This is a genomic window from Halobacillus sp. A1, from assembly GCF_024189295.1.
GTDB lineage: Bacteria > Bacillota > Bacilli > Bacillales > Halobacillaceae > Halobacillus_A.
The window spans coordinates 15,796-37,178 of record NZ_JAIZEN010000009.1 but is presented as its reverse complement, the minus strand read 5'-3'; the positions used below and the strand labels follow the sequence as shown (position 1 = coordinate 37,178).

Genomic DNA, 21,383 nt, shown 5'->3' with positions numbered 1-21,383 from the left:
TTATAAATGATGTGAGAGACAATGTGGGACCGTTGATATTTCAAATAAATCACGTGCGGTTCCTCGTTTTTAAGATGGAATAAGTGATACAAACGAAGCGCAGAAATTATATCAACACTATATAGGAGCGTGCCATCTAATTGTCACCAATGACTGTCTAATTTCTCTTATCCTAAAAAGGGGAATTAGATTTTTTATTGAAAATAATACAGAGTAATTGACCGGCTTCTGGTAGAATAGATGTTTAATGTCTATTATTATATTGTTCTTATTAAAAAATAGGTTATAAAGTATTAAAAAATGGGGATACCCAGACGGTGGAGGATAAAGCCACTTTTAAGTTCAGTTATTCAGGAAAGGTGTTTGAGATTGATGATTCATAATCCAACAGGAAAAGAGCGGTTCGGACTGGCTCTGCTTCTCGGAATGTTAGGGATACTTGGTCCTCTTAACATAGATATGTATTTACCTAGCTTCCCTCAGATCGCTAATGATTTCGGCGTCCGGGCTTCGCTCGTGCAGCTTAGTTTGACCACATGTTTAATAGGACTTGCGGTCGGCCAAATCGTGGTAGGTCCAATCAGTGATGCACAGGGGAGAAGAAAGCCATTATTGCTATTTATTTCTTTATTCGCCCTATCTTCTCTTCTTTGCGCTATAGCTCCGAACATAACAATTCTAGTTATCGCTCGATTTTTACAAGGTTTTACAGCGTCAGCAGGTATCGTGTTGTCTCGCGCTGTAGTAAGAGACGTGTTCAGTGGAAGAGAGCTTACGAAGTTTTTTGCCCTATTGATGGTTATAAACGCTACGGCACCTATGATCGCTCCTATGACAGGGGGAGCAATTCTACTGCTTCCATTTGCCACCTGGCATACGATTTTCTATTCCTTGGCAATTCTCGGACTGATAATAGTGTTGACAGTGGCTGTGAGACTAAAAGAATCTCTGCCGCCTGAGAAGCGGATTCCAAGCACCGTCAAGCACTCTATTAAAACAATCGGGAATTTATTGAAAGATCGTTCCTTTATCGGGTATGCACTCACTATAGGATTTATCCATGGAGGAAGCTTTGCTTACGTTTCAGGTACTCCATTCGTATATCAGGGGATCTATGACGTATCGCCTCAAGTGTTCAGTATTCTGTTTGGGATTAATGGACTGGCTATCATATCAGGCAGTTTTATTATCGGAAGGTTTGGCGGCATTATCCATGAAAGGAGTTTGCTGCGACTGGCAGTCATTACGGCTGTCAGCGCAACATCGGTACTTCTTGTTATGACGATCATTGAAGGCCCGCTTGCTTCCATTGTCATTCCTATTTTCATTTACATGACTTCGATGGGAATGATTCTTACAAGTACCTTTACTCTTGCAATGGACAAACAGGGGCATCGTGCAGGGAGCGCCAGTGCTGTCCTCGGTATGCTTCCCTTATTATTTGGATCGATGGTTTCTCCGCTTGTTGGTATAGATGAGACGACCGCTGTTCCTATGGGCGCTGTATTGTTCGTAACATCTCTTATAGGTGCAATCACCTTTTTCACATTAACCAAAAAAAGCCAATTAGCACAAACTTAATTTCACAGCCATAAGAAAAGAGTCCGTTCCCTATTTGAAAAGATAAGGAACGGACTCTTTCTTTAAAAGCTATATTAAACCTTGTTGTTGAATTTTATGCAATATGACACCCATGCTTGCATTATAATTTCTGCTTTTCCTGCAGCCTCTAAACTACGAAAATGTCTCAAAACAACTACTTTATGAATAAGAACTTATATGAATATCATCGCAGAAATTTAGCCGGGTCTTGGTGATTAGTAATATGGTGAGATCATCAGGTAGACGATGACACCGGTCAGGCTAACATATAACCAAATAGGCATGGTCCAGCGCGCGATCTTACGGTGTTTGTCCACTTTCATTGCTAAGCCGCGGAATAAAGTCAACAGAGCTAAAGGTACGATAGCTGCCGCAAGAAAGATATGTGTAATCAATATAAAATAATAAATAGTCTGCATAATTCCTTCTCCACCATAAGAAGTTGAGGTGGACATAGAATGGTAGGTCAGATAAGAAATAAGAAACAAAGCTGTTGTCGTAAAAGCTGCGAATATGAACCGTTTATGCCAGGTTATATTTTTCTTTATGATCATGAATAGAGCAGCTGATAAAAACACGAAGGTGAATGAGTTGAATATCGCATTCATTAAAGGCAGCACTGTGATGTCGAAGCTCGTTCCACTGCCTATTTCAGGAACGAATAACAATGCTACGACGATGGCATTGATGGCGATTGATAGTCCAACAACCCAGGGCACATAGTTGAAATCCTTATTTATTTGCAAAATAATAACCCCATCTCATTTATAAGAATGTTCCCAATCTAGTATATAGAAAATAACTTTCAATTTCATTATGAAAACGACTAGAACGGTGACGAAAATGTTAAATTTATTGTCGTTTTTTCATAACTTACATAGAAAAGTTACTTTCAACCCTTAATTTATGATACTCTTTATAAAAATTTACGCAGCTTTAATGGGTAGAGGGAATATATAAGACGAAGAAAGAGTAATATCTTAAGTGGTTAACGATTCATGACTGTGTGAAAGATTATAAAGGAGTGTAATAACTTGTCTTTAATAGAAGTTACGAACCTTAAGTTTTATAGTCAGTTGTCCTTGAAGCAGGTAGAAGACCGTTTGTTACTCACTGGAGATTTTTCTGGGGAATTCTTGGCAAAACACGAAATGATAGACCCTTTCTTATACGTCATCTTATATGTTCGAGGAGGAGAGAGAATAAAAATTCTCGATGAAGGGACAGCAAAGCTGTACATCCCTTCTAAAAAAGAATTTGATCCGCAAAATTACAATAAGATCATTCGATTTGCAATGGAAAATTCCACACAATTTAAAATAAATAGTAAACATTGATGAAGCGGCCTTATCATAGAAAATAAGGCCGCTTCATCTTATAAGACAACATTTTTCCATCATGATAGAGGACTAACAATAAAATTAAAGGATTTCCATCAGGTTTGCCGAATTTAATAATTAAGTGAATTTTTGAGGTGATGAATATGGAAACCCTGGATGAAAAAAGATACATGGTTGAAGAGACCGCAGGCTATGCTCCTTCTATTGGAAGGTTACTATCCATGATGCATTACGTTCGTATCACTACATTAGAAGCGGCACAGGGACTTACATCTGAAGAACTTGATTATCGTATAGGTGGTCAAGGAAACTCAATTGGGTGCCTTCTGTACCACATGGCGTGCGTTGAAGAGGTATATCAAATCGTGACTTTTGAAGACCGTAATCCGACAGAAACAGAATTTGAGAAACTTGGTGTAGGATTGGAGCTGGGTGAAAAAGCTCATCAGATCATCTGTAACCGCGACCTGTCGTTTTACATAGAGCAATTGTCTCATGCGAGAGCCCGAACAATGGAGTTGTTTACAGGAAAGGATGACAGTTGGCTGGATGAAGTCTCACCTTTTGGCCAGGATCATGAAGCAAATAACTACTTCCGATGGTTTCATGTATTCGAGGATGAAATTAATCATAGAGGTCAAATTCGCCTGATTCGACGGCACATGGAAAAGAACAGATAGACACAATATAAAACAATCTCATCCAAAAAAGCATGAGGCATAAAGCCTCATGCTTTTTAATTGGTTTGAACTTTTTTCTTCTTTTGAGCTTTTTCTTTTTCAATCTGTTTACTTCTCAGCTGACCGCACGCTGCGTCGATATCCGTACCATGTTCGGTCCTTACACCGCACTTGATCCCACGATCCATCAGTGTCTGATAGAACGTAAGAATCGCTTCTTTTTCACTTCGTTCATAAGGGTTGTCTGCAACTGGGTTGTACGGTATTAAGTTCACATAGGATAAGTGCCGCTTATTTTTCAGCAAGTCCGCAAGCTGCTCAGCTTCTTTTTTATGATCATTCACATCTTTTAAAAGAATATATTCAAAGGTGATCCGCCTATTCGTCTTTTCTAAATAATAATCTATAGCCGGCATCAATTTTTCTAAAGGATAAGCCTTATTGATTTTCATGATCTTCGTACGCAGTTCGTTGTTTGGCGCGTGAATGGACAGGGCTAAATTAATCTGGATACCTTCATCCGCAAACTCGTACATCTTAGGTGCGATTCCACTGGTTGAAACAGTAATATGACGGGCACCGATCGACAATCCTTTATTGTCATTAACCACTTTCAAAAAGTCTATAAGATTTTCATAGTTATCGAATGGTTCTCCAATTCCCATGACTACAATGTGGCTGACACGCTCATCATTTCCCTGCTGATCCAGATGCTGCTGCACCTGCATGATCTGTTCTACGATTTCTCCACTTGATAAATCACGGTTTTTACGCAGCACACCGCTTGCGCAGAATGAACAGCCGATGTTACATCCGACCTGAGTCGTTACACAGACGGAGAGGCCATAGTTGAAACGCATCAGAACAGTTTCAATTACGTTCCCGTCATGTAATTTAAAAAGGAATTTTACTGTACCGTCTTTAGACTCCTGCTTTATTTCTTCTGATAAAGATTCAATTGTAAAATGTTCTTCTAACACGTCAATACAAGACTGGTTCACGTTTTTCATATCAGAAAATGCTGTGATACGTTTTTGGTAAAGCCAATCCCACACCTGCTTAGATCGAAACTTTTTCTCTCCATGTTCCGTAAGCCAGTTCGTCAGTTGTTCAAATGTCAATCCGTAGATGGATCGTTTCATAAATACGCTCCTCGTAAAAAAATTCGCTATTCCTATATTAATCGATTTAGTATCTGTAGACAACCCTGAACCCTTATGTTAGAGTTTTCTATTAATTTTAAAAATGCGAGTACTATTATAACTTCTCAATATCCATGGAGGTACATATATTGAAGAGGACAGGGCTTCTATCCCTTTACTTCTTCAGGAGGATTTCTATGGATTCTAATGTTTTATTTATGATTTTGTGTGCACTGACCACAGGACTGGGGGCGCTCCCGGTTTTGTTAATTCGCAGCATTTCGCATCGCCAAATGGATATGATTCTCGCTTATACTGCTGGGATTATGGTGGCGGCCTCTACATACGGCTTGATTCCCGCCTCTTTGAAATTAACGAACCTCTATGTGCTGTGCATTGGAGTATTGGCAGGTGCACTGCTTTTAAACTTGCTAGAGCAGTTTATTCCACATGTTGATGTACAACATGATCGACTTCAAGTACTTCTTCCTTATCAATCTTTCATGATGGTTATTGCAATGACCTTGCATAATATTCCCGAGGGGCTGTCGGTGGGAGCCAGCTTTGCAAGTGAGACCGAACACCTTGGGGCAGTTGTTGCACTATCTATAGGATTACAAAATGCGCCTGAAGGATTTCTCGTCGCACTATTTCTTATTAATCAGAAAGTTAATCGTTATTTTGCCTTAAGCTTGGCTTTATTGACTGGTTTTATAGAGTTCATAGCAAGTTTCATAGGATATAAATTAGTTAATATGGCGCTGTTCCTCGTTCCTTATGGGCTCGCATTTGCAGCAGGAGCTATGCTTTTTATCGTTTATAAAGAACTTATTCCAGAAACCCATGGTCATGGTTACGAAAGAGTAGCCACTTTCTCCTTTCTATTAGGGCTATTAAGTATGATCGGGCTAGTAGAATGGTTCCGCTAAGTTCTGCTTAAGCATGGAAATAATTAATATAGGCGAGTCTTTTAGGGTAAAATGGGAAAGGAACTCCAAAAATTAATTACATACCCTAAAGGTGGGTTTTAAATGAATGTTAGAATCGAATGGACTTATAAAAAGCCAAAAGGAATAGAAACAACCTTTCATTCTGAAGAAATGAGTGCGCGACTAGGCATTTTAATCGCAGAAGATCTTGATAGAACGGGTCGATTAAAAAATTTAATATTTGTGGACGATCTAGACCGTACGTGGAACTTAAAGGAATTAAAGCAATATATGAAAGGAATAGAAACAGAACCTCACAACGTAGTCGTATATTTTGACGGCGGATTCGATTTAAATACTAAACAGTCAGGTTTAGGCTGTGCGGTCTATTATGAACAAAACAAACAAAATTTCCGACTCAGAAAGAATGCTTTAGTCGATGAATTGAATACGAACAACGAAGCGGAATACGCGGCACTTCACCTTTCATTACTTGAACTGGATTTGCTGGGTGTCCATCATTTAAGGGTTAAATTTGTAGGAGATTCTCAAGTGGTCATTAACCAGCTAAAGGGTGAATGGCCTTGCTTAGAAGAAGAATTGACAAAATGGGCGGACCGAATTGAAAATAAAATGGATAATATGGGTATTAAACCTGAGTATGCGCTCATCTCTAGAAAAGAAAACCGGGAAGCGGACAGGTTGGCATCTCAAGCTTTAAAGGGGATAGAGATAACGAGTACCAGCGAAATAAAATAAAGCAAACAAAAGAAGGAGCTTACCTCACAGCTCCTTCTTTTGTTTTTTACTATTGGTGGTTTACAAAAATTATAAGCTGTTTTACAATAATTAAATCGTAACCATTACTATTCATTGATTTAGATGCGTAATTAATAAATTAAAAGTAAAGGTGAGAGAAAAATGCAATTATAAATTGAGGAGGCGTCGATGGATGGCCAAAAAATCCAAAATCGCAAAAGAAAAGAAACGTCAAAAAATGGTGGATGAATATGCAGAACTCCGAAAAGAGTTAAAAGCAAAAGGTGATTATGAAGCACTCAGGAAACTTCCGAGAGATTCTTCCCCAACTCGATTGACAGGTCGCTGCGAAATTACTGGGCGTCCAAGAGGTTATATGAGGAAATTTAACATGTCACGTATTGCTTTTAGAGAATACGCCCACAAAGGTCAAATACCAGGTGTGAAAAAATCCAGCTGGTGATTAATAAGAGAGGATTCTAAATGAAAACAAAAATACCCGTAACTGTACTAAGCGGTTACTGGGGGCACGTAAAACAATAAGGAGAAACCGAAAAATCGCCGTTATTGTAAATGATATGAGCACTGTTTGCATGACGATCTTCCCAGTTTCGTAACTGAACAATGAGTATCTAAATTATCATTCGTAGAAAACTAATTTAAATTAAATATCAAATGACAACATTAGAAGTCCGGATATATAATGAATATATTCGGATTTTTCTACGGCATTAACTAGTGCACCTCACAGAGAATAAAAATTAACTTAGTAATGAGGAGGGGGAATTATGGATCCACTAGATATCGTAGGTAATTTACATAAGGTAAAACCCATATATCAACCGGTCATTAGCGCAATTAAACATGACGTGGCAGGTTATGAAGTTTTGGGAAGGTTTCAAACAGAGGGTGAATGGGAAAGTTTAGGTGGTTTCTTCCATGATGATGATGTTCCTGAAGAGTTTAAAGTGGAAGTCGACCAGCATTTATTGAATATGGCATTAGAAGAAATGCTGGCTGCGGATAACGATGGTTATTTGTTTATTAATCGAAATGCCAAACAATTAATGGTGAATAATGGAGAAGACTTATTAGACACTTTAATATCCTTTGAGAAAAGAGGCTTCGCCATGAGCAAGGTTGTGATTGAAGTGACTGAACACGACTTTGATGAAGACTTTGAAGAATTGAGTCATCTATTGCTCTACTATAAGACATTTGGACTTCAAATCGCCATTGATCATGTAGGAGCAAAAAGCTCTAATATAGATCGAATTCGACAGCTTGAACCACACATATTAAAAATTGATACGAAATCGATAAGAAATCATAATTCAGAAGGCTTTTATGATATTATGTATTCCTTATCTATGCTTGCACATCGTATAGGAGCTGCTTTACTTTTTGAAAATATTGAAGATGATTTTCAGCTTTACTTTGCCTGGAAGCATGGAGGCAGGTACTATCAAGGATTCTATCTGTCGCGCCCAAACTTCCAGCTGTTAACGAAGGAATCCATTTCTTTAAATATAGTTAATAAAGTAGGGGCTTATATTCAACGGGAGAAATCGCTTATTGAACAAAGACTCAATCTGAATTTAGCCTGGGAACTAAAAGTGAAAACCTTGCTTACAAAATGGGAAGGGCCGAAGAAAGTAGACGCCTTCATTGATCTAGTGAAAGGTCAATTCGATAAAGAGAGCTTTCGTATGTTTGTTTGTAACAGTGATGGACAGCAGGTTTCATCAAACTTTCGTAAACAGGAAGAAAAATGGATCGTTGAAACATCCAAGAAGGGATCAAATTGGGCGTTTCGTCCTTATTTCTTAGAAAATGTTATGCAAATGAAAACGTGGAAGAAAGGCATTTTATCTGATATCTATTCTGATATTGAAACGAAAGATTTGATCCGGACTTTCAGCTTTCCACTAACAGAACAACATTTTCTATTTATCGATTTGAATTATTCATTTATGTACGAGAATGAATGTTTACTTGTTTGAGGGGTTAGAATGAGTTGAACAAAACAGGAAGTTGACGCATGAAAAAGGAATCATTGCGGGAGATCACTCCCATAGTTTTATCACCCATACGACAGTAAAATCAATATGAAGGCCATCACTTTCAAAGGTGATGGCCTTTTATTATTGATACACTTCATTTAATTCGTCTAAAGATACATCAAGTTCATTTTTCGGGTCACTGAGATCATAGATTCTTGCAGTTTCGCCATTTTCATTAACGTGCTGGATATAGACCTTCATATTATTGAATGTCACGCTCGCCATGACTGGAGATGCGGCGATTTCTTCAGCTCTTTGTCTATTCATTAATGCAGCCTCCTTTTACTTAGTATCAATACTATTTGCAATTAGTCAGAGGATATTCAATAAATAGCGGGTGAGAATTTGTAACAGGTTAGTACATTATTGATTTTTAAAGAAATCCTTTGGGATAGAAATGTTGAATACTCACTTATCAATTCAACAATCACTTTTACATAGCCAAGTTAAGAAGGATCACTCAATTGACATTGATAATCATTATCAATTATAATTAATATGTTGATCATTATTATCAAGGAGAGGTTATGAATAATGAAGATAATACTAATGTACGCAAGTATGTCTGGGAATACAGAAGAAATGGCAGAAATTATACAGGGTAGATTGAGTTCACAAGAAGTGGACGTATCGATGTTTCAAATAGATATGGATGATATTGAAGTAGCTGATATGCTTAAGTACGATGCGGTGATCTTCGGTACATATACATGGGGAGATGGTGATGTTCCATATGAGCTGGAGGACTTGTATGATGATATGGAATCGGTTAATTTAACAGGTTTACCTGTCGGACTATTTGGCTCATGTGACTCTATGTATCCTGCTTACGGTGGGGCCATCGACAAGTTTCAGGAAAGGTTTAAGGCCTGCGGGGCTGATGTAGTGGTAGAACCTTTGAAAGTGGAATTGACTCCTGACTCTGAAGATGCTGAGCGCTGCAGCCAATTTGCCGAAAATTTCAAATCTCAAATTCATGTAAAAATAAAATGAACATATTTTTTAGTAAAACACTATTCCTTTATCGGCTATAGTGTTTTTTATTGAAAAACAAGCATTTTTACTAGGTGATTTTTTATTTATTTGGCTATGTTAAAGATGGTTGTTGATATTGATAAGTGAGTTATTCAACAATATGGCAGGGTAGTAGAAGACTCAGTTTCGAGATAGTCTGGGTTCGTTGCCCTATTAAGAGGCAGGGGTGGTTGGGAAGCGAGTGATTTCCCGGACCTCCAAACGCTATCAAACGTAACGGAAACAGCTCTAACATCTCGAAACTGAGTATTCCACTAAAGGGAGCTTATAGAAATATCAACACGGAACTTTAACAAAGCCATTTATTTAAAAGCTATATGAGAACTGTTTACAAGTTATGACACCTGCTAAAAAGTAGGAATCGATTAATAGAAATTGTAAGAAATGATACCTTGAGCTATGTTAAGCGTGGTTGTGGATTTTTATATGTGAATTATCCCATGATATGACAAGGTTTTTGAATACCACATTTTCTCTAGCTAACGATATCGATCTTCCTTATTAAGTAGGGTATATGATCATCAACATGGAAATTTTAAAGAGCAATGCTGTTAAAGGTCAATTAAATTTCGGAAGGATGTTATAATTATGTTTGCTACTTAGACAGGTTTTTTTTCATATTTAAGTTGTAAAAGACAACGCAAAGGATAAAAATGAAACAAATACTTTATTTATACGTACATAGAAATGAGAAAGTAAACATTCATCAAGAAAGAACAGGTATGTAAACGTTGAGGGGGAGCAAATTGGATAATAAAACTACAAATATTAATACGAAGCAAAAAAACCAGTTGAAGAAGTTTGGGACCATCGCAGGCAAAATCTTTGGAGTCCTTGTGGTATTTGCTATCATCGGCTGGCTTTCGCTACACTGGGTGGTTGATTACATTTGGATGGATTCTCTAGGATTCAAGGAAGTCTATACTACGATCTTAAGCAGTAAGGTCATATTAGGGATTATAGGTTTCGTTGTATTTTTCATTAGTGCCTACTTTACAGCCTCCTGGATTCGAAGAGGATATGTATCACACTTCAATAAATCTCAACTGCCTGCTTTCATTTCAAATAAAAAGTGGAGCCGGTTGACAATAGCTGGCTTGTCAGTTTTTGTAGGTTTTTTTGGCAGCAGTATCGTACAGGGGATCGGGTGGGAACTGTGGCTTAAGTTCCTTAATCATACATCATTCGGTATAGTTGATCCGCATTTTGACATGGACGTTTCGTTTTACATGTTTGTTCTTCCTTTTATAAAATTCGCTGTTTTTACATTGTTGGGTCTTGCTGTTTTTCTTCTGCTTATAGAAATGGGATTCTATTCACCTTATCAAATGTACCGCAAAAGCCGTATGGCACAGTTCCATATGGGGGTGACTTTAGGAGGGATCGGACTCTTATTAGCAGCGGTTCATTTATTGCAGCCTTTTGACTCCTTACTGACTAACGAGGTCAATATCTTTCAGGATAGTGTAGTACATGGATTAAGCTACACAGATAAGGTTGTCAATAACCCAGCTTCCTATGTGCTGGCAGCTGTTGCGGTTATCGGCGCAGTGTGGATGATCTTTTCTTTGACCCGTGGAAAATTATTCGCTATGTTCCTTCCCATCATCGTGTATGTCGGCTTAGTTCTGGTAGCGCAGGGCGCTTCAGTAATTGTACAAAATTACGTCGTATCGCCCAATGAATTTTCAAAAGAAAGTCCTTTTCTTCAGCATAATTTAGACTTTACTAGAGCAGCTTATGATCTGGAAAATATTGATGAGAGGGAACATCCTGGCAATCAATCACTGGATGAGGCAATGGTAGAGCGTAATCAACTTACATTTGATAATGTAAGGATCAACGATGCCAGACCAATTCTCGATATCTATAACCAGCTCCAAACCTTCCGTACGTATTATCAATTCAACGACATTGATGTAGATCGGTATGAAATTGATGGAGAATATCAGCAAGTATTTCTCGGAGCAAGAGAATTGAACACGAGTGACCTCCCTTCACAGTCAAAAACATGGTTGAATGAAACCCTTAGATATACTCATGGCTATGGTGTAGCCATGAGCGATGTAAATGAAATCACGTCTCAGGGACAGCCGGAATATTTGCTTGAAAATGTTCCATCTGAAGGCGTTCTTGATATTGAAACTCCGCAAATTTATTTTGGCGAAGAGAATGCTGGAAACGTCATTGTAAATAGTGAAGTCGATGAGTTTGACTATCCGGCAGGAGACGAAAACGTTTCTTCACGTTATGAAGCGGATAGTGGTATTCCTTTATCAGGTTTGAACCGGCTGCTTTTTTCTATCAACGAAGGTTCCTTCCGCATGTTTGTTTCAGAGCAGCTGAATGAGGATAGTCAGCTGCTTGATACAAGAAACATAGTGGACCGAGTAGAGCGAATAGCTCCATTCTTAGAGTATGACGAGGACCCTTACATTTTCGTTAAAGAAGATGGCAGCCTTTCATGGTTAATGGATGCCTATTTAAACGCTGAAAGTTACCCTTATTCAGAACCTCACCAGGGAGACGAAAGTTATATACGGAATTCAGTAAAAGTGGAAATTGACGCCTATACGGGAGAAGTTAATTTCTATGCAGTCGATACAGATGAACCATTACTTCAAACGTACCAAAAAATGTTCCCTGATCTCTTCGAAGAAGAAATTCCAGAGGATGTCCAGTCTCATTTTCGTTACCCTATTGATTTGTTTAAAATCCAGGCTGAAATGTATGGTACGTATCACATGCAGAATTTAGAAGTGTTTTATAATAGAGAAGACTACTGGCAGTTCCCAACTGAGAAATACTTCAACGAGGATATTGAAATGGAGCCATACTACATTACAATGAAGCTTCCAGAATATGATGAAGAAGAGTTTGTTCTTATGATGCCATACACTCCGCGAAACCGCCAAAATATGATTGCATGGATGGGTGTCAGTAACGATGGTGACAAATATGGAGAAACTTTTGTTTATCAATTCCCTAAACAAGAAAATGTCTACGGACCACAGCAAATTGAGAATCGAATCAACCAGGATAGTACCATTTCACAGCAATTGAATCTTTGGTCGCAAGGTGGATCCGAAGTAATTAGAGGTAATCTTTTGGCCATCCCGATAGAAGATACCGTAATGTACGCAGAGCCGATATATATAGAATCCTCTAATGAAACATCACTTCCCGAGGTGAAACAGGTAATTTTGGCTTATGGTGATGAAATTGTCATGGAGCCTACCTTTGATCAAGCCTTGGAAAGGATGCTTGGTTTAATTGATCCTGATGTTGATGTTGAAGAAGGAGATGAAGAAACTGTAGCTCCTGAGGAAGAACAGGCCCTGGGCGAATCTGAAGAAATGTTGGAGGAAATTTCCTCTCTCTTTGATAATTATCAAGATGCACTTTCAAGTGGCAACTGGGAAGAGGCAGGAGCCATTATGAGTGAAATCGAAGATCGTTTGAACGAAAATGAATAAGTTCTTGAAGGAGTAGGAGTTGTCCTGAAAGTCTTTTTATTTGAGAGAACCAAGGTGAAAGTGCAAAGCCTTTTTAATTGAGGAACTCTCTTATGAAAAATTACTATGGCGTATAGCTTAGCTTCTATAAAAAGAAAACAAGGCAGTCTCAAAAGTCCAGGAAATAGACTTTTTGGGGCTGCTTCTTTTCGTGGAGGAGTCCCTCCTTTTTTAGAATAGCTTTGTTTTATTCTTAGCGCATAACGTCTATTCATATCGTACAGACTAAGAATTATGCTAGCTTTAAATTAGGAGGAACGTCATGAAAATTTGTTACCAATGTAGAAAATGTGATCGTCAAGTGGGGGAACTTGAGGCAAAAAAACCAGATGTCTCACAGTTAGGATCAGACGTTTTAAATGATACGGACGTTCAGCAGTCCATACTAATGCAGGGCGGGGGGCAGTTGACCATCCGGACAATATGCGATAATTGTTTAGAAGAAGAAAGGTTTTCTGCCCGTTAATATAGTGAAACTACAAGTCCTTACTACCTTAAGTAAGGACTTTTTTATTCCAACTAATTTTTGTTGAATAATAAATGTTTGGTGTATGCTGCCATTTCAAGTTGCTCAATCATATGACAATATGTTTCTTGAATGTCTCCGTTCAGCTCGTTGTAACTCTTTTTAATCCAGTTGTGGGCTTTTTTGTTTTTATACCAGTCTCCTGCTTCAGCTTTTTCGTGTATCCAGTCCTTCCAAACTAGTGTTAAGGATGGACTATAAATACGCAATGATTTTACTTGGAGTGAGCAGGGGCTGTTATGAAGCTCGTGCACGCTCCCTGGGGCAGTTTCTTTCACATCATTAAAGAGGTGAGGCCAGAAATCTTTTCGTGACCCGGTGTGAGGGTTCATATCAGCCCAATCAATTGTTTGGGCCAGACGGGTTTTTACGGAGAAAAGTAAGTCATACAACCCTTTCCCAAGGTTGATGCGATCTTCTAAAGATGAAAAATGATGTACTGTACCTCCAACAACCTTGGTCTTTTTTTGTAGAGGAGTAGTATATGGAAACAATATGTGATTGAAATCGAAGAGGTCCTGTAGCTTAAAAAGGATGGTATCAAGTACAGTTTCTTTATATAGTTTATTTTGGATGACGCGTTTTTCAATGTATTGTTGTTCGTTAATTATAAGAGCGATCGTCAATTCTAAGCTGTTTCCGTGAAGCCGGAAATTTTCCCAAAAAGGTCTCATGAATGATGAAACCTTCAATTCAGGTAATAAATGAAAGAGAGGCTGGTTTGTTTCCTTGCTTTTTTCATATAAGAGAAGTTGAGGGTATGCATCTTGAAAAATCAGCCAGTTGCCTCGTTCCAGAAAACAGAAAAAATTATTTTGTTCTGTTTGATTCAAAAGCATTGGGAGGTATTCTCCTTTTAAATCGGTCATGTTCCACCCGGCGTTTCTTGAGACGAGGTGAGCCAAAAGTGCCCAATGTATTTCGTTATGTTTCTGAAAAAAATCAAAATATGCCTGAGTTCTCGTTACGTTATTTTGGTTCAATTTTTCTGTTTCAGCTCTGATGACTCGTAAGGTTTCCTTATCCTGATCGGTTATAGGACTATCATTACTATGGGGGGGATTCAATTTTAACTGCCTGGCCACCATGTTTAGTTGCTTTTTTACAGATTTGAACATTTTGTTACCTCCTTTCAGGAAAATGCACCCGTATTAAAATGTATTTAATTTTAGATTGCATCATGAGGATGTGGAAAATAATTGTAGTTTATTATTAACCGTTTAAAATTACCCTATTCAGAGAAACAATCGTGTTGACATTATTGTATTTTGTAAAGTGCACTTTTATAAAAAGGTGATTTAAAATCATGAAGAATCTTATCAGAGAAAATCGTAAGAAAAGTAATTACACACAGGAAGACCTTTCGCAACTACTTCGGGTATCTCGACAAACGATTATTTCACTGGAGAAGAACAAGTATAAACCTTCCTTAGTACTTGCTCACAAGTTAGCGCAGCTTTTTGAATGTACGATTGAAGATCTTTTCATTTTTGAGGGGGATGAGAATATTGAATGATATGTGGATGGGCTTATTTGGGTTAATCGGTTGAGGATTAGGAATGTTATTAACTTTTTTTATTTACGAAGAAACTGGGAAAGAAAAAGCATATCTATGATGAGCGGCAAGAATTTGTTAGTGCAAAAGCAAAAGCAAAAGCAAAAGCAAAAGCAAAAGCGGAAGGGTGGAATACGACCCTTGTCCTCATTTTGATCGCATGGGGGCTTATCATTGTATTTGACGGTATTTCGGTTTCCTTCTTCATTATGACAGGCTTATATATAGCTCATTGCTTAACACTAATGGGTACCAGTATTTATTTTTCGACTCGTAATTATCAAAAAAACAGACACGCCCCGCAGTGGCATGTCTGGTTTATTTAAAATACTTTTGTTGTCCAATCCTCACAATTCCACACGTCGGTTACGATCCCCTCATAAAACTCGGGTTCATGTGAAATGAGCAGGACACTGCCCTTAAAGTCCTGTAAAGCTCTTTTAAGTTCAGCTTTAGCATCGACATCCAGGTGGTTGGTGGGCTCGTCGAGAACGAGCAAATTCGTTTCTTTATTAATCAATTTACAAAGGCGTACTTTAGCTTTCTCTCCACCGCTTAGCACCTGGACTTTACTTTCAATGTGTTTTCTTGTAAGCCCGCATTTAGCTAATGCAGAACGGACCTCTTGCTGGGTGAAGTGAGGGAACTCTTGCCATATTTCCTCGATACACGTATGATTGGATTCATTTTTCAGTTCTTGTTCGAAGTAGCCGATATGAAGATGTTCACCTAGTTCTACAGTACCTGAAACTGGTTTGATTTCCCCCAGGATGCTTCGTAGCAAAGTTGTTTTTCCTATACCGTTTGCACCGGATAAAGCAATCTTCTGACCGCGTTCCATTTCCAAATTAAGCGGCCTCGATAATGGCTCTCCATAACCTATCACAAGATCCTTTGTCTCAAATAAATATTTACCCGAAGTTCGAGCTTGCTTAAAGCGGAACGAGGGCTTAGGTTTCTCTGCATCCAGCTCAATGACATCCATCTTATCCAGCTTTTTTTGACGGGACATGGCCATTCTGCTGGTTGCCGCATTGGCCTTATTCCTGGCTACAAAGTCCTTTAAGTTGGCAATTTCTTTTTGCTGTTTCTTATAGGCAGCTTCGACTTGTTGTTTTTTCATTTCATAAACACGCTGGAATTCTTCATAATCCCCAGGGTTGCGAGTCAACTCCTGGTTTTCCATATGATAAATTAAGTTGACGACGCTATTTAAAAACGGAATATCATGTGATACGAGAATAAAAGCGTGTTCGTACTCCTGAAGATAATTTTTCAACCATTCGATATGTTCTACATCAAGATAGTTCGTCGGTTCGTCTAAGAGAAGAATATCCGGCTTTTCTAATAAAAGCTTGGCGAGAAGAACTTTCGTCCGCTGTCCACCACTTAAGTCATGGACATCTCTGTCCAACCCAATGTCATCTAACCCCAGACCATTGGCTATTTCTTCAACCTTTGCATCGATTGTGTAAAAATCATTATTAGTCAGAGCATCTTGAAGACGTCCGGTTTCTTCCAGCAATTGTTCTAGTCCATCCGGGTCCGCATCTCCCATTTTGCCAAAAAGGTCATTCATCTCTGTTTCCATGTCAAACAAATATTGAAAAGCAGTGCGCAGTACATCGCGTACAGACATCCCTTGTTTTAAATCGGCATGCTGATCTAAGTAGCCGACTCTGGCATGTTTGGACCATGTGATTTTACCTGCATCCGGCTCAAGTTTACCAGTGATTATATTCATAAATGAAGACTTTCCTTCTCCATTGGCACCAATCAGTCCAATGTGCTCTCCTTGTAATAGACGGAACGATACATCATCAAAGATGGCACGATCTCCGAATCCGTGACTTAAATTTTTAACTGTGAGTATGCTCATTTGATACACCTTTTCCTTCGTATAAGTTTAACCTTCCTCATTATAAAGGGGATAGCCAGGATTATAAAGGTATTGGGGTCAGAAATACGGCCGTGTTATACTTGATATGCCTAAAGAAGGCATTATACACACTACCTTTAAGTATAAAAATTACCTCGAATGACACACCACTCCCTGGAAAAAATAACACTGAGGGGGTGTATGTCAATGGCACAAGATGTATTATGCGAAGTAAATAATTGTAAGTATTGGGGTCAAGGAAACAAATGTACGGCCGATGCGATTTATGTAGTAAGCCATGCAGGAGATCAGGCCTCAAAAAGTGAAGAGACAGATTGTAAAACATTCGATCCAGAAGTTTAATTGTTAGGGGAGGCCAGTAGCTGGCCCCCTCTCTTTTACATATGATTATGGAGGATGAAAAATGGACGCAAAAACAAGAACACAGTTTGAAAATCTTGAATCAAAAGAAAAGCAAACTCAATATGACGCTTTCACATATATAATGGAGGTTTCAAAAGTGAAAGTCGATTGGGCTTATGAGGTTTGGGATAGACTACTTGAAGATTTAGAACATAAAGACCCGCACAGGGGGTCCAGAGCCGCTCAATTTCTTGTTCATTTGGCTATCAGTGATCCAGATGAGAGGATACTTGGAGATTTTTCGAAGATCTGGGCAGTGACGAAAGATCCTAAATTTGTAACTGCAAGACATAGCTTGCAAGCGATCTGGCGTATCGGATTAGCAGGAAAAAAGCAAAAAGATTTAATAATGAAGCATTTTGAATCACGATTCTTATTCTGTATCGACGAAAAAAATTATACATTAACCCGTTTAGATATTATTGAAGGGTTAAGTAAATTATATATAGAAAGACAAGAAGAAGATATAAAAGAAAAAGCACAGGAACTTATTGAAAATGTAAGCGAGGAAAAATATAAGAAGAAATATTCTAAATTATTAAAAGGGATGAAAGACTCGTGAAATGTGATAAGAACGAATTGGTTTTCTTATTATGATAAGCAGAGTAATTCTCGACATTGATGGTACTTTATTAGACCGTGAAAAATCTGTGGTGATTTCTTGTTAATCAATGCGAAAGGTATTGTGATTACATCGAGCATATCCCTGAAAAGCTTTACACAACGAAGTTTATGGAATTAATCAGAGAGGGTATGGGTTCATAATAAGGTTTATCCTCCAAAGCTGCAATAATCATAGGAATGTAGGGTATTTGGAAAAGGGCAGATGATTTTAGTGCTATGAATGTCGAATGTATAATAGATGGATTAGAAAACGTAGAGTCAATGATAATTCGTTTAACACAGCGTCATTTTAAATAAATAAGGCTGTAGTGCTGATGTAGACTGCAGAATTAAAAAGAGGTGTCTTAATTTGGTGATCACTTACATCCCTCCTAAACTTGAGACTTCCACAAGAGAAATAGCTATTCAAAAAGGAAAATACATAATCGGTTACATGCAGAGATATCAGCAGGGTATAGAGGGGCAACTGGATACAGGGGTCAACTTAGAAGTTGTAAGTGAAGAGACAAACGATGAGTATACTATTCAACAGGAACTTTTCCATTCAAATGCAGGTTTAGTTTGGACGATATTCAAAGATGAAGTCGTTATTGGTGATATACAATCAAATCCTGATGGTACAAAGAAGCACCGGATCATCGCAAACGTAAAGGGGCACCATCCTATCCAAGTAACTTCTACATGGAAACGAACTGGAAAAATCAATAAAAAAAGTTCTACGGTCATCAAGGGTTTATTTAATCATAAAATACAAATTGATCCTTTACACGAACTTAAAGAGATTGATTCCTCTCTGTTAGCAAGTATCGTATATATTTTTTGGAGTTCCCACGAACAGCCAAATAAAAAGCGATCTTAAATAAGACCGCTTATTACATCGAATGTACTCGGCCTGCTTCTTTACTTGATTTTTTTGTCAAGGCATCGTCAAAAAGACTGACGTAATGCATGAAAAAGTGTATAACGACCCCGCTAAATAGCGTGATAATGAGAGTTCCCAAGCCTATCGGTCCGTTGAAAAAGAATGCGATAATTACCAGCACTACGCTTATTAAAGCTCTAGAAATCGAAACATTCAAACCTGTGAGGTTTTTTACAACAAGCATCGTGCGGTCAAACGGATTAGGCGCGAAATCGGCCTGCAGGTTTATAGCTATACCTAGACCGGCAAAAAACAGCCCCATTAATAAGCAGAACATCTGCATACCCCATGTTTCAGGAGTGAATAGACTTTCGGTAGAAAAAACCCAAACATCAATGAAGAAACCTGTAAGCAAAGCAGTAAGTAAAGCCAAATATTCAGGTCTCTTCTTTTCTGCGATGGCATTAAAAAGGATCATTGAAAACCCTACCACTATCTCCCAGCTTCCAATCGTCAACCCAAACGTCCGGTATAAGCCGACGAGAAGAGCATCAAAAGGCGAAGTACCTAGCTGCGAATGAATCGTTAGGGCGATTCCAAACGTCATGACGATAATACCTATTAAGTAAAAAAATAATCTTTGTGTTGACCGTTTATTCAATTTACCGCTCCTTTCTACACGTTCTTAGTCATAAGTAAATGAGGAATCCCATCTTCTACGAACTCATCTCCCTCTACTTTATAACCCAACTTCTCGTAAAACCCTTTAGCATGGACTTGGCCGTGCAATTTAATGGTAGTCATAGCTTTTTCGGCTGCTACTTTTTCTAAGGATACAATGATTTTTCTCCCGTAGCCTTCCTTACGATAGGAATCAAGAACGCATATTCTCTCAAGCTTTGCCGTGGTGTTTAAAAACCTTATTCTTCCAGTACCGGCTGGAACTGATTTATGATAAGCGAGAATATGATCACAGTATTGATCGTGTTGATCGAATTCGTCATCTATCGGAACACCCTGCTCTTCCACAAATACCTTTTTCCTTATATAAAATACTTCTTCTAATTGAGTCGAGGTTGTAACCTTTACTATTGACATAATTGTTCCACCTTCTTCGTGAAAGGACATCTATTCAATCATATACGGATATCCGAACTTTTCCAATGAAAAAAGGTCGGATGTAAAACTGGCCAAAGAATAAAGGAGAGGGGAGGTTCGCTGTAGCGATTTCCTTTTTATCTAAAATGCTGAGTATGTTGTGAGAATAAGCTTTCTTCATATTAAATTTCCCAAGTTTACAATGGTGCCCCTGGAGGGAACTATTAAAAATAAGAAGGAATTCTTAGTGAGCCGTGCAAACTTTAATAGTTGCGCGGCTTTTTAATAATAGTACAGGATAAATGAAGCGGCTGATCTTATTTTGAAGAAAGGCTATTCTGTTAAAAATATATAAAAGGAAGGTTGAAATAATGGGGAAATTGGACGGAAAGGTTGCTATGGTAACAGGAGGCGGCCAGGGAATTGGACGAGCGATTGTGGAACTGTTGGCTTTGAACGGGGCAATTGTTGTAATCGCTGACTATCAATTGGAAAATTCCCAGGAAGCGGCAAAAGAGATTGGTGGGAGAGTGAGTGCCAAAAAAGCAGACGTTCGATCTTCTGAACAAGTTCAATCGGTTATTGAAGGGATTGTTCATGATCATGAGCGTTTAGACATTATAGTAAATAATGCAGGCATTTCTACAATGGACACGGTCGTTAATTCGAAAGAAGAGGACTGGGACCAAACTTTTAACGTTAATGCTAAAGGAGTTTATTTGTGTTGCAAATATGGGGCGAAGCAAATGATTGATCAGGGAGGGGATGGAAAAATCATCAATATTTCATCACAAGCAGGTAAGAATGGATATAAATATTTAGGTAGTTATTCAGCTTCCAAGCACGCGGTTCTAGGTCTTACGAAAGTCCTGGCACTGGAACTGGCTGATTACCAAATTAACGTGAATGCAGTATGTCCTGGAATCGTGGAGACGGATATGAAGAGAAATGAAAGGAAAAGAGGGGGAGCACTTAGGGGGTTAAGTGCTTTGGATGTAGAAGCAGAAGATCATTCTCAAGTCCCTCTAGGACGAACAGCTACTCCGGAAGATGTCGCCCACGCTGTTCTGTTTCTTGCAAGTTCAGGTTCTGACTATATTACTGGAGAAAGTGTGAATGTAACGGGCGGAATGACGATGAACTAATGACTAGCTATGTTGTTTTTGATTTTTTTAAAAAAGTTATTCAACTATATGGCAGGATACTTGAAGACTTGAATTCGAGACATTGGGTGAGTGGAGCAGGGCGGCGGGGAATGACTCGCTTTCCGTGGGAGCGCGGTGAGCTTCCTCGGACGTCCCGTCCTGCGGGATCTCACCAAGCACTCTCTTCCCACAGGAGTCTCCCCATT

22 protein-coding genes are annotated in these 21,383 nt (G+C 38.6%); 15 read left to right on the top strand and 7 right to left on the bottom strand.

Annotated elements, in window-relative coordinates; all coding sequences use genetic code 11:
• The first annotated feature begins 372 nt into the window (after positions 1–372).
• Positions 373–1,581 (top strand): Bcr/CflA family efflux MFS transporter, encoded by a 1,209-nt coding sequence (locus LF817_RS11115; protein ID WP_253935887.1) that lies wholly within the window; start codon positions 373–375, stop codon positions 1,579–1,581.
• 236 nt (positions 1,582–1,817) lie between these two features.
• Here the strand turns inward: LF817_RS11115 and LF817_RS11110 are convergent, their stop codons facing one another.
• Positions 1,818–2,351 (bottom strand): DUF420 domain-containing protein, encoded by a 534-nt coding sequence (locus tag LF817_RS11110; RefSeq protein WP_371925047.1) that lies wholly within the window; start codon positions 2,349–2,351, stop codon positions 1,818–1,820.
• Between the two features lie 285 nt (positions 2,352–2,636).
• Between LF817_RS11110 and LF817_RS11105 the strand changes: the two genes are divergently transcribed.
• Positions 2,637–2,939, top strand: a complete 303-nt coding sequence (locus LF817_RS11105; protein WP_253935885.1) for a hypothetical protein — start codon at positions 2,637–2,639, stop codon at positions 2,937–2,939.
• A 146-nt stretch (positions 2,940–3,085) separates the two neighbouring features.
• On the top strand, positions 3,086–3,622 hold the full coding sequence (locus LF817_RS11100) for a DinB family protein (RefSeq protein WP_371925042.1): 537 nt from the start codon (positions 3,086–3,088) through the stop codon (positions 3,620–3,622).
• Positions 3,623–3,678: 56 nt separating this feature from the next.
• Here LF817_RS11100 and rlmN read toward each other — a convergent pair whose 3' ends face one another.
• A complete protein-coding gene (gene rlmN / locus LF817_RS11095) occupies positions 3,679–4,764 on the bottom strand; it encodes a dual-specificity RNA methyltransferase RlmN (protein WP_253935884.1) in 1,086 nt (361 codons plus the stop codon).
• A gap of 197 nt (positions 4,765–4,961) precedes the next feature.
• Here rlmN and LF817_RS11090 point away from each other — a divergent pair, with 197 nt between their 5' ends.
• The 4 genes from LF817_RS11090 to LF817_RS11075 all read left to right on the top strand — a co-directional run bounded on the left by LF817_RS11090 (position 4,962) and on the right by LF817_RS11075 (position 8,455).
• The gene (locus tag LF817_RS11090; RefSeq protein ID WP_253935883.1) at positions 4,962–5,693 is read left to right on the top strand and encodes a ZIP family metal transporter; all 732 of its coding nucleotides are present in this window, start codon (positions 4,962–4,964) and stop codon (positions 5,691–5,693) included.
• A gap of 102 nt (positions 5,694–5,795) precedes the next feature.
• On the top strand, positions 5,796–6,452 hold the full coding sequence (locus LF817_RS11085) for a reverse transcriptase-like protein (RefSeq protein ID WP_253935882.1): 657 nt from the start codon (positions 5,796–5,798) through the stop codon (positions 6,450–6,452).
• Between the two features lie 193 nt (positions 6,453–6,645).
• Positions 6,646–6,915 (top strand): 30S ribosomal protein S14, encoded by a 270-nt coding sequence (rpsN, locus tag LF817_RS11080; RefSeq protein ID WP_253935881.1) that lies wholly within the window; start codon positions 6,646–6,648, stop codon positions 6,913–6,915.
• A 325-nt stretch (positions 6,916–7,240) separates the two neighbouring features.
• A complete protein-coding gene (locus LF817_RS11075) occupies positions 7,241–8,455 on the top strand; it encodes an EAL domain-containing protein (RefSeq protein ID WP_253935880.1) in 1,215 nt (404 codons plus the stop codon).
• Positions 8,456–8,596: 141 nt separating this feature from the next.
• Here LF817_RS11075 and LF817_RS11070 read toward each other — a convergent pair whose 3' ends face one another.
• Positions 8,597–8,782, bottom strand: a complete 186-nt coding sequence (locus LF817_RS11070; protein WP_253935879.1) for an H-type small acid-soluble spore protein — start codon at positions 8,780–8,782, stop codon at positions 8,597–8,599.
• 267 nt (positions 8,783–9,049) lie between these two features.
• Here LF817_RS11070 and LF817_RS11065 point away from each other — a divergent pair, with 267 nt between their 5' ends.
• The 3 genes from LF817_RS11065 to LF817_RS11055 all read left to right on the top strand — a co-directional run bounded on the left by LF817_RS11065 (position 9,050) and on the right by LF817_RS11055 (position 13,531).
• The gene (locus tag LF817_RS11065; RefSeq protein ID WP_256558282.1) at positions 9,050–9,508 is read left to right on the top strand and encodes a flavodoxin; all 459 of its coding nucleotides are present in this window, start codon (positions 9,050–9,052) and stop codon (positions 9,506–9,508) included.
• A gap of 788 nt (positions 9,509–10,296) precedes the next feature.
• Positions 10,297–13,026 (top strand): UPF0182 family membrane protein, encoded by a 2,730-nt coding sequence (locus LF817_RS11060; protein WP_253935878.1) that lies wholly within the window; start codon positions 10,297–10,299, stop codon positions 13,024–13,026.
• A gap of 301 nt (positions 13,027–13,327) precedes the next feature.
• The gene (locus LF817_RS11055) at positions 13,328–13,531 is read left to right on the top strand and encodes an anti-sigma-F factor Fin (protein ID WP_253935877.1); all 204 of its coding nucleotides are present in this window, start codon (positions 13,328–13,330) and stop codon (positions 13,529–13,531) included.
• A gap of 53 nt (positions 13,532–13,584) precedes the next feature.
• Here LF817_RS11055 and LF817_RS11050 read toward each other — a convergent pair whose 3' ends face one another.
• Positions 13,585–14,709 (bottom strand): DUF2515 domain-containing protein, encoded by a 1,125-nt coding sequence (locus LF817_RS11050; RefSeq protein ID WP_253935876.1) that lies wholly within the window; start codon positions 14,707–14,709, stop codon positions 13,585–13,587.
• 188 nt (positions 14,710–14,897) lie between these two features.
• Between LF817_RS11050 and LF817_RS11045 the strand changes: the two genes are divergently transcribed.
• On the top strand, positions 14,898–15,107 hold the full coding sequence (locus LF817_RS11045; protein WP_253935875.1) for a helix-turn-helix transcriptional regulator: 210 nt from the start codon (positions 14,898–14,900) through the stop codon (positions 15,105–15,107).
• Positions 15,108–15,468: 361 nt separating this feature from the next.
• On the opposite strand, the gene LF817_RS11040 is transcribed toward LF817_RS11045, so the two are convergent.
• On the bottom strand, positions 15,469–17,025 hold the full coding sequence (locus LF817_RS11040) for an ABC-F family ATP-binding cassette domain-containing protein (protein WP_253935874.1): 1,557 nt from the start codon (positions 17,023–17,025) through the stop codon (positions 15,469–15,471).
• A 207-nt stretch (positions 17,026–17,232) separates the two neighbouring features.
• Between LF817_RS11040 and LF817_RS11035 the strand changes: the two genes are divergently transcribed.
• The 3 genes from LF817_RS11035 to LF817_RS11025 all read left to right on the top strand — a co-directional run bounded on the left by LF817_RS11035 (position 17,233) and on the right by LF817_RS11025 (position 18,931).
• Complete coding sequence (locus LF817_RS11035) at positions 17,233–17,388, top strand: DUF1540 domain-containing protein (protein ID WP_253935873.1); 156 nt, start codon at positions 17,233–17,235, stop codon at positions 17,386–17,388.
• Between the two features lie 61 nt (positions 17,389–17,449).
• The gene (locus LF817_RS11030) at positions 17,450–18,010 is read left to right on the top strand and encodes a hypothetical protein (RefSeq protein WP_253935872.1); all 561 of its coding nucleotides are present in this window, start codon (positions 17,450–17,452) and stop codon (positions 18,008–18,010) included.
• Between the two features lie 411 nt (positions 18,011–18,421).
• Positions 18,422–18,931 (top strand): hypothetical protein, encoded by a 510-nt coding sequence (locus tag LF817_RS11025; protein WP_253935871.1) that lies wholly within the window; start codon positions 18,422–18,424, stop codon positions 18,929–18,931.
• A 13-nt stretch (positions 18,932–18,944) separates the two neighbouring features.
• On the opposite strand, the gene LF817_RS11020 is transcribed toward LF817_RS11025, so the two are convergent.
• Together LF817_RS11020 and LF817_RS11015 are read right to left on the bottom strand one after the other, a co-directional pair.
• Complete coding sequence (locus tag LF817_RS11020) at positions 18,945–19,595, bottom strand: YczE/YyaS/YitT family protein (RefSeq protein WP_253935870.1); 651 nt, start codon at positions 19,593–19,595, stop codon at positions 18,945–18,947.
• Between the two features lie 14 nt (positions 19,596–19,609).
• Entirely contained in the window at positions 19,610–20,032 is a 423-nt protein-coding gene (locus LF817_RS11015; protein WP_253935869.1) for a GNAT family N-acetyltransferase, read from the bottom strand.
• Positions 20,033–20,403: 371 nt separating this feature from the next.
• On the opposite strand from LF817_RS11015, the gene LF817_RS11010 reads away from it, so the two are divergent.
• Positions 20,404–21,177, top strand: coding sequence for an SDR family NAD(P)-dependent oxidoreductase (locus LF817_RS11010; protein WP_253935868.1), 774 nt, complete (start codon positions 20,404–20,406; stop codon positions 21,175–21,177).
• Positions 21,178–21,383: the final 206 nt, after the last annotated feature.